Origin of the sequence: Streptomyces sp. NPDC006197, from assembly GCF_040613865.1 — a bacterium.
Lineage (GTDB): Bacteria > Actinomycetota > Actinomycetes > Streptomycetales > Streptomycetaceae > Streptomyces.
Genome location: NZ_JBEXSZ010000037.1, coordinates 47,678 through 56,196, shown reverse-complemented (window position 1 = coordinate 56,196; position 8,519 = coordinate 47,678). Strand labels below are relative to the sequence as shown.

The following is an 8,519-nucleotide window of genomic DNA, read 5'->3' as shown; positions in this document are numbered from 1 at the left end:
GGGCGGGCCGCGCCAGATCGCCCGGCACGGTGAGCGCGGCGGCGGCCGCGAGGTGCCCGTGCCGGAGCCGGGTCCTCATGTCGAGCCCGCGGAGGGTCCCGGAGAGGAAACCGGCGGCGAAGGCGTCACCGGCGCCGACGGGGGAGACGACGGTGACGCGGGGGGCGGGGACGGGGGTGACGGTGTCGCGTCCGCGGGGGGCGGGGGCGGGGCCGTCGGGTGCGGGTGCGGCAGGTCCGGGTGCGGCAGGTGCGGGTGCGGGGCCGCTGCGCGGGGCCTTTCCCCACCCCGCCCCTTCCCGAACCGGGGGCAAGCCCCCGGGCCCCCGTACGGCCTGCGGCCGTGCCCTCGAACGCCGGGCGGGCCGATGTTCGGCCCCGTCGGCGGTTGAGGCGCGGGGTCCGGGGCGGAGCCCCGGTTCGGGAAGGGGCGGGGTGGGGAAAGAAGCCGCGCAGCGCTCGAACGCCACCACCCCTTCCCCGCCCCGCTTCACCACGAGCACCGCCGGCTCCGCCAGCACCGCCCGGATCGCGTCCGGCTCCGCCACACCCCACAACCGCTCCGCCTCGTCCGCGCCGACGAAGACGACATCCGCCCGACGGGCGAGTTCGAGGAGCACCTCGGAAGCGCCGCCGTCCCGCCACAACCCCGCCCGATGGTTCACGTCGAACGAGACGAGCGGCCGCCCGGCGCGCGGGGCGGTGAGTTCCCGCATCAGCGCCAGGCAGTCCGCGGACAGCGCGGCGGTGATGCCGGTGAGGTGCAGGATCCGGGCCCCCGCCACGGCCTCGTACGGGACGGTGGCCGGCGACATCGCGGAGGCCGCGGACCCGGCCCGGTAGTAGACGACCTCGTGGGCGTCCGTCGCCCGGTCCTCGTCGGTGCGGAAGTAGACGCCGGTCGGCCGGTGCGGGTCGCGGCCGACGGCGCCGACGTCGACCCCGTACGCCGCGATCGTGTCGACGAGGTGGTCACCGAAGCCGTCGCGGCCGACGCGGCCGACCCAGCGGACGCGGTGTCCGGCGGCGGCGAGCGCGCAGGCGACGTTGGACTCGGCGCCGCCGATCGCGCGGGTGAAGGAGGGGACGTCGGCGAGGCGGCCGGGCCGGGAGGGCAGGAAGGCGACCATGGACTCGCCGAGACAGACGACCTCCGGGCCGTCGACCCCCGGACGGACGACCTCCCCGACCGCGTCCCCGCCCATGGTCGGCTCCCTGTGACTCGACTCGTACGGGTCCATTGACCCGGCCTCGGCCCGGATGTTAGACAGCCGTGAGCACCATGCGCAATGAGCGTTGCACATTCCGCAACGCCCACAACGAGGAGGCCTCATGCCCGACCTGGCGAACGAGCGCGTCGACCACCGCTTCAAGGCCCTGCCCCCGGACGCCGAGGGCCTGACCGTCGGCGAGCTCTCCGCCCAGCGGCGCAACCTCTTCACCGGCGGGTTCACCACCCCCGTCCTCGCCCTCTCCGCCGAGTCCGTCGAGCACAACCTGCGCCTCCTGGAGACCTACGCCGAGCGCCACGGCCTCGCCTTCGCCCCGCACGGCAAGACCTCCATGGCCCCGCAGCTCTTCGACCGGCAGCTGGAGCACGGCGCCTGGGGCATCACCGCCGCCGTCCCCCACCAGGCCCGCGTCTACCGCGCGCACGGCATCGCCCGGATCTTCCTGGCCAACGAGCTCGTGGACGCCGTCGCCCTGCGCTGGCTCGCCGCCGAGCTCGACGCCGACCCGGACTTCCGCTTCGTCTGCTACGTCGACTCCGTGCGCGGCGTCGAGCTGATGGACGAGACCCTGCGCGCGGCCGGCGCGGCCCGCCCCGTGGACGTGGTCGTCGAGCTGGCCGCCGGTTCGACCGGGCGTACGGGCGTACGGACGGAGACGGAGTGCGCGGCCGTCGCCGACGCGGTGGCGGCCGTCCCCACCCTGCGGCTCGTCGGCGTCGCCGGCTACGAGGGCACGATGCCCGGCGCCGACGCCGACTCGGTGCGCGCGTGGCTGCACCGGCTCGTCGGGCTCGCGGCCGACTTCGACAAGGCCGGCCGCTTCGACCCCGCCATCGGCGAGATCGTGGTGACCGCGGGCGGCAGCGAGTGGTTCGACACGGTCGCCGAGGTCTTCGCGGAGATCCCCGACCTCTCCCTCCCCGTCCTGAAGCTGCTGCGCTCCGGCGCGTACGTCTCGCACGACGACGGTCAGTACCGCGATCGCACCCCCTTCAACCGGATCCCCGAGGAGGGCGCGCTGCAGCCCGCGTTCCGGCTCTGGTCGCAGGTCGTCTCCCGTCCCACCGCCGAGCAGGCCTTCACCAACGCGGGCAAGCGGGACGCCGCCCACGACCTGCACCTTCCCGAGGCGCAGGTGGTCCGCGACGCCCGCACGGGTGAGATCCGCCCCGCGGAGGGCATCACCGTGACGGGCCTCTCCGACCAGCACGCCTGGCTCCGCACCGAACCGGGCGCGGACCTGGAGGTCGGCGACTGGGTGGGGATGGGCCTGTCGCACCCCTGCACGATCTTCGACAAGTGGCAGCTGATCCCGCTCGTCGAGGCGGACGGCACGGTGGTCGACCACATCCGCACGTTCTTCTAGGAGCGAGGGAGCGCCAGGGTGATGGATCTCGTCTTCCGCGACGCGGAGGTCGTCGACGGCAGCGGCGGCGACTCCTACCGGGCCGACGTCGGGATCGAGGACGGCCGGATCGTCTCGATCGTCAAGGAGGCCGCGGCGGCCGGCTGCCAGCGTCCGACCGCCCGCCGCGTCCTGGACGCCGAGGGCCTCGCCCTGGCGCCCGGTTTCATCGACATGCACGCCCACAGCGACCTCGCGCTGCTCCGCGACCCGGACCACAGCGCGAAGGCCGCGCAGGGCGTGACCCTCGAGGTCCTGGGCCAGGACGGACTGTCGTACGCCCCCGTCGACGACCGCACGCTCGCGGAGGTCCGGCGGGCGATCACCGGCTGGAACGGCGACGGCTCCGACGTCGACTTCGACTGGCGCACGGTCGGCGAGTACCTGGACCGGCTGGACGCCGGGATCGCCGTCAACGCCGCGTACCTGATCCCGCAGGGCACGGTCCGGATGTACGCGATGGGCTGGGAGGACCGTCCGGCGACGGCGACCGAGCTCGACCGCATGCGGCAGCTGGTGGCCGAGGGCATGGAACAGGGCGCGGTCGGCATGTCCTCCGGCCTCACCTACACCCCCGGGATGTACGCGCCGGACTCCGAGCTCACCGAGCTCTGCCGGGTCGTGGCGCGGTACGGCGGCTACTACTGCCCGCACCACCGCTCGTACGGGGCGGGGGCGCTGCGCGCGTACGAGGAGATGGTGACGCTCGCCCGCGAGGCCGGCTGCGCCCTCCACCTGGCCCACGCCACCATGAACTTCGACGTGAACGAGGGCCGCGCCCCGGAGCTCCTGGCCCTCCTCGACGCGGCCCTCGACGCGGGCGCCGACATCAGCCTCGACACGTACCCGTACACCCCCGGCAGCACGACCCTGCTCGCGCTGCTCCCCAGCTGGGCGGGCGAGGGCGGTCCCGACGCGACCCTGGAGCGCCTCCGTGACGACGCCACGGCGGAGCGGATCCGGCACCACCTGGAGGAACTCGGCTCGGACGGCTGTCACGGGGTGCCCGTCGACTGGGCCACGATCGAGATCGCGGGCGTCTCGGACCCGGCCCTGGCGGGCCTGGTGGGCAGCCGCGTGGACGACTGGCAGGCCGCCCGCCGGCTCCTCCTCGACGACCGCCTGGGCACGACGATCCTCCAGCACGTGGGCCACGAGGAGAACGTCCGGACGATCATGCGCCACCGGGTGCACACGGGCGGTTCGGACGGCATCCTCCACGGCCTCAAGCCGCATCCGCGCGCGTACGGCACGTTCCCCGAGTACCTGGGGCGGTACGTGCGCGAGCTCGGCGTCCTCTCCCTGGAGGAGTGCGTCGCCCACCTCACCTCCCGCCCGGCCGCCCGCCTCCGCCTCCCGGACCGGGGCCTGGTGAAGGAGGGCTACGTGGCGGACCTGGTCCTCTTCGACCCGACGACGATCGCGTCGGGCGCGACGTACGAGAACCCCCGCACCCTCCCGACGGGCATCCCGCACGTCCTGATCGACGGCAGGTTCGTCATGGAGGACGGCAAGCGAACGGACGTCCTGGCGGGAAGGTCGATCCGCCGCTCATGAGGAGGTGTGGGCAATCGTTCCGCCCCCCGTTGTGGGCAATCGTTCCGCAGGGCGGAACGGGTGGGCACAACGGAACGGCGCCCTTGCGGGCGCCTCCGCCCCTACCGCCCGGCACCCACGGGAGCGGCGTCCTCCAAGGCGCCGCCCGCCCCGGAGCCCCACGACGACCGCCGCACCCACACAAGCCCCGCCACGAGCACCACCCCCGCCAGCACAAACCCGTACCACGGCGTGTGCCCCGACGGCTGGGTCTCGTACACCAACGCCGCAGACAACACGGCCAACACCTGCCCCACCCTCCCCCGCCAGGCGACCGCCGCGACGACGACCGTCCCCCACAGCAGGTACCAGGGCTGAACCATCGGCGAGAGCACGACAAGCGCGGCCAGCGACAGCCCCAGCCCGAGGACGGGATCGAGCCGGCCCCGGTACGAACGCCAGGCGAGCGCCGCGATGACCGCGAGGGCAAGGGCAAGCCCCAGCTTCTGGAAAACGCCCCTGACCGGATCCGGCTCGCCGGTGAGGAGCACCCCGAGCCCCAGCCCCAGGTCACTCGTCACGGACAGCGGCGTGTGAATGGCCCCGGCCACGCTCTGCGTCCGCACCCACCCGAACCCGGTCCCCGCCAGCACCGACGCCCCCGCCGCCACCGCCCCCGCGACGGTTCCCGGCAGCACGAGCCCCTTCACCAGAGCCCGTACACCGCCCCCGCGCGCCACCATCACCCCGATGAAGAGCAGGGCCACCGCCGCCGGGGACTTCACCATCATCGCGAAGCCGACGAGGACGGAGCCGAGCACCCACCGCCCGCGCGTGGCGAGCAGGACGCCGCCGAGCATGAGGCCGATCATCAGCCCGTCGTTGTGCATGCCGCCGACGACGTGGATGAGGAACAGCGGATTGAGCACGGCGAGCCAGAGGGCACCCCCGCCGCCGAACCCCCGCACCGCCCACACGATCAGCGCGAGCGCGCCGAGGGCGATCAGCCGCATGCCGAGGACGGCGGGCACGACCGCCCCGCCGGTCGCCTTCACGACGGCCGCGGCGAGGAGCAGGAAGGCGGGTCCGTACGGCGCGGGGGTGTCGGTCCAGTTCCCGCCGACGCTGGCGGCCGCGTCGGCCCCGAGGTCGCCGGGGGCTAGGACGGAGGGCCCGGCCCCGTACACGTCGTGGCCCGACAGGACCATCGCGCCCTGGGCGATGTAGCTGTAGACGTCGGCGCTGTGCAGCGGCGGGGCGAGGAGCAGCGGCGCGGTCCAGCAGGCGAGGGTGGCGAGGACCCCGTCCCGCAGGCCCCGGGCGAGGAGGACGCCGTAGCGCCACCAGGCGGCGACGAGCAGGGTCAGGCCGAGGTACGCGAGGACGGCTCCGGCGACGGTGAGGGCGGAGCCGCGCGGCTGCCACAGCGGCCCGCCGCCGAGGACCGGAAGGGTGCCGGCCGCGTATCCGCCGACGGCGACGGCGAGCGCCCCGCCCGCACCCAGCCACCGGCATCCGGAGGCGCTGAAAACCCACATGACGTGCCAACCTATCCCGACCGCCCGAGGCCCCGAACCGAGGCCACGGCTCCGCCGCACCACCGGCACCCCCGTCGCCCGGAGCTCGCCGCCGCCCGGCGCCTCTCCCGGCCCGGCCCCGGCCCCCCGCCGCCGCCCGGACCCCACCGCTCGGCCCCGCCTCGCGCGCCCCGCCCCACGTCCTACCTCGGGCGCTTGCTCCCGCCCCGTCCCTTCCCGGGCTTCTCCGTCCTCACGTCGGCCGAGGCGGTGTCGGTGACGGACGAACCGGCCGTCGGCGAGGCGTCCGGGGCGGTGGTCGCGGTCTCGGACGGAGCAGCGCCGGCCGTCGTCTTCGCGGAGGGCGCGGGCGCGCTCGTACGGACGCCGGGCACGGACGTGGCGCCGCCGCCGGAGGAGCCGCCGGAGGCCGCGGCTCCCGCCGCCCCCGAGGTGTCCGACGTCCCGTCGGACGGGTCGGCCTGGATCATCGAGGGCGGCCCGTCCGCCCCGTCGTCGACGGGGGACCGCGCGCCGCCGCTCTTGCCGAGACCCCCGGCGAGCAGTGCGGCGGCGAGCCCGAGGACGGTGGCGCCGCCCCCGGCGAGCAGCCACACCGGCCCGCGGCCCCGGCGCGCGGAGGCGTGACGGCGGCGGTCGCGCCGAGGCCCGGCGGTTCCGGGCATTCCGGCGGCTCCGGGCACTCCGGCGGCTCCGGGGTCGTGGTGGTCCATGGCCCGGATTGTAGGGAGCACGACACCTCCGATGCGATCCGGGTCACAGTCCGCCGCATCCGGTCCGGTTGTCCGACGTGTCCCAAAACACTCGGCGTCGCGGCCGAGGCCGCCGTAAGCTCTCGTCATGCAGGTGATCCAGTCCACGAAGCTCGCCAACGTCTGTTACGAAATCCGGGGTCCGGTGCTCGAAGAGGCGATGCGGCTTGAGGCTGCGGGTCATCGCATCCTCAAGCTGAACACGGGCAATCCGGCCGCCTTCGGCTTCGAGTGCCCGCCGGCGATCCTCGAGGACGTGCTCCGCAACCTCTCCGAGGCGCACGGCTACGGCGACGCGAAGGGGCTGCTCTCGGCCCGCCGCGCGGTGATGAGCCACTACGAGACCAAGGGCATCCCGCTCTCCGTCGAGGACATCTACCTCGGGAACGGCGTCTCGGAGCTGATCCAGATGTCGATGCAGGCGCTGCTCGACGACGGCGACGAGGTCCTCGTCCCGGCCCCGGACTATCCGCTGTGGACCGCCTCGGTCTCGCTCGCGGGCGGTACGGCGGTGCACTACCGCTGCGACGAGCAGGCGGACTGGATGCCTGACCTCGCGGACATCGAGCGGAAGATCACCGACCGCACCAAGGCGATCGTGATCATCAACCCGAACAACCCGACGGGCGCGGTCTACGACGACGAGATGCTCCGCTCGCTGACGGAGATCGCCCGGCGGCACAACCTGGTCGTCTGCTCGGACGAGATCTACGACAAGATCCTCTACGACGGCACCACGCACACCCCGACCGCCGCGATCGCCCCCGACCTCCTCGTCCTGACCTTCAACGGGATGAGCAAGAACTACCGGGTGGCCGGTTTCCGCTCCGGCTGGCTCGCGGTCTGCGGCCCGAAGCACCACGCGTCCTCGTACATCGAGGGCCTCACGATCCTCGCCAACATGCGCCTCTGCGCGAACATGCCGGCGCAGCACGCGGTGGCCGCCGCGCTCCAGGGCCGCCAGTCGATCGAGGATCTGGTGCTGCCGGGCGGGCGCCTCCTCGAGCAGCGGGACACGGCGTACGAGCTGCTGATGCAGATCCCGGGCGTGACGTGCGTGAAGCCGAAGGGCGCGCTGTACCTCTTCCCGCGTCTCGACCCGAACGTCTACAAGATCAAGGACGACCGGCAGATGGTCCTGGACCTGCTGCGGGCCGAGAAGATCATGGTCGTGCACGGGACGGGCTTCAACTGGCACGAGCCCGACCACTTCCGGATCGTCACGCTGCCGGCGGCCGCGGACCTGGCGGACGCGGTGACCCGGATCGGCCGGTTCCTGGACGGGTACAGCCAGCCCTGACCCCGCACTCCGGACAGCACTCAACTTTAGATTGGTTCTAAGCTAGGATGGCCTGCAGAGCACCTCAGGAGGCCATCCCCATGTACGAACCGATCCGCACCAAGTCGGTCCACCGGATGGCCGACGACGCCCAGGACGCGTACCCGCACCGCTCCCGCGAGGAGGAGCTGGACATCCAGCTCGCCGGACACCTCGCCGCCCTGCTCGCCGTCACCGACGAGCTGGGCGACACGGAGGCCGGCGAGCTGATCGCCCGGCAGGTGGCGCGGCTGCGCGGCGCACCGCCCGCGCGGCACGCCGGACTGAGCGGTTCCCCCGCTCAGGACCTGCACCGCAGGGCGCACGCCCTCGCGGGCCGCGCACTGGTCGTCGCCGCCTCCCGGGCCGACACGGCCGCCGCGATCCTCGCCGCCGAGCGCATGGACGCGCACACCGCGGCGCTGGCCGGGGACACCCTGGTCGCCGCCCCCTGACGGCCCCGGGCCGCGTGGCACGAACCACGCGGCCCGGGCGCCACCCACCGGCGCGCCCCCACCCACACCGACGGACGTCTCACCGGGTGGCGGCCGCCACCGGTTCGGTCGACTCGAACTCGGCGTCGAAGACGACACACCGCGGTACGCCCCCTCCGTACGCCCTCGCGCCCGTCGCCACCAACGACACGACCACCCAGCGTGGCATCCCGTCACCCCCTCCGGCAGGGGGCCTGCGGTATACAGGGGCTCACGGTACTCCCCGCTCCGGTTCGGTACCGGGA

General features: G+C 74.0%; 8 protein-coding genes. 4 read left to right on the top strand and 4 right to left on the bottom strand.

The genetic code is table 11. The annotated features are described in order from the left end of the window. The coding region (locus ABZ318_RS14735) for a sugar kinase (protein WP_356902834.1) at window positions 1-1,204 on the bottom strand (1,204 nt) is incomplete at its 3' end. Between the two features lie 127 nt (window positions 1,205-1,331). Between ABZ318_RS14735 and ABZ318_RS14730 the strand changes: the two genes are divergently transcribed. Next, the gene (locus ABZ318_RS14730) at window positions 1,332-2,597 is read left to right on the top strand and encodes an alanine racemase (protein ID WP_356902833.1); all 1,266 of its coding nucleotides are present in this window, start codon (window positions 1,332-1,334) and stop codon (window positions 2,595-2,597) included. 18 nt (window positions 2,598-2,615) lie between these two features. After that, a complete protein-coding gene (locus ABZ318_RS14725) occupies window positions 2,616-4,193 on the top strand; it encodes a D-aminoacylase (RefSeq protein ID WP_356902832.1) in 1,578 nt (525 codons plus the stop codon). Window positions 4,194-4,294: 101 nt separating this feature from the next. Here ABZ318_RS14725 and mptB read toward each other — a convergent pair whose 3' ends face one another. Beyond that, on the bottom strand, window positions 4,295-5,710 hold the full coding sequence (gene mptB / locus ABZ318_RS14720) for a polyprenol phosphomannose-dependent alpha 1,6 mannosyltransferase MptB (protein ID WP_356902831.1): 1,416 nt from the start codon (window positions 5,708-5,710) through the stop codon (window positions 4,295-4,297). A 182-nt stretch (window positions 5,711-5,892) separates the two neighbouring features. Further along, a complete protein-coding gene (locus ABZ318_RS14715) occupies window positions 5,893-6,423 on the bottom strand; it encodes a hypothetical protein (RefSeq protein ID WP_356902830.1) in 531 nt (176 codons plus the stop codon). 127 nt (window positions 6,424-6,550) lie between these two features. On the opposite strand from ABZ318_RS14715, the gene ABZ318_RS14710 reads away from it, so the two are divergent. Together ABZ318_RS14710 and ABZ318_RS14705 are read left to right on the top strand one after the other, a co-directional pair. After that, a complete protein-coding gene (locus ABZ318_RS14710; protein ID WP_356902829.1) occupies window positions 6,551-7,762 on the top strand; it encodes a pyridoxal phosphate-dependent aminotransferase in 1,212 nt (403 codons plus the stop codon). Between the two features lie 80 nt (window positions 7,763-7,842). Then, window positions 7,843-8,235, top strand: coding sequence for a hypothetical protein (locus ABZ318_RS14705; RefSeq protein WP_093874319.1), 393 nt, complete (start codon window positions 7,843-7,845; stop codon window positions 8,233-8,235). 79 nt (window positions 8,236-8,314) lie between these two features. Here ABZ318_RS14705 and ABZ318_RS14700 read toward each other — a convergent pair whose 3' ends face one another. Then, a complete protein-coding gene (locus tag ABZ318_RS14700) occupies window positions 8,315-8,443 on the bottom strand; it encodes a hypothetical protein (protein WP_356902828.1) in 129 nt (42 codons plus the stop codon). Window positions 8,444-8,519 lie beyond the last annotated feature (76 nt).

Coding starts and splice junctions, on each gene's coding strand:
- ABZ318_RS14730 (WP_356902833.1), top strand. CDS start 1,332: ATGCCCGACCTGGCGAACGAGCGCGTCGACCACCGCTTCAAGGCCCTG.
- mptB (WP_356902831.1), bottom strand. CDS start 5,710: ATGTGGGTTTTCAGCGCCTCCGGATGCCGGTGGCTGGGTGCGGGCGGG.
- ABZ318_RS14715 (WP_356902830.1), bottom strand. CDS start 6,423: ATGGACCACCACGACCCCGGAGCCGCCGGAGTGCCCGGAGCCGCCGGA.
- ABZ318_RS14710 (WP_356902829.1), top strand. CDS start 6,551: ATGCAGGTGATCCAGTCCACGAAGCTCGCCAACGTCTGTTACGAAATC.
- ABZ318_RS14705 (WP_093874319.1), top strand. CDS start 7,843: ATGTACGAACCGATCCGCACCAAGTCGGTCCACCGGATGGCCGACGAC.
- ABZ318_RS14700 (WP_356902828.1), bottom strand. CDS start 8,443: ATGCCACGCTGGGTGGTCGTGTCGTTGGTGGCGACGGGCGCGAGGGCG.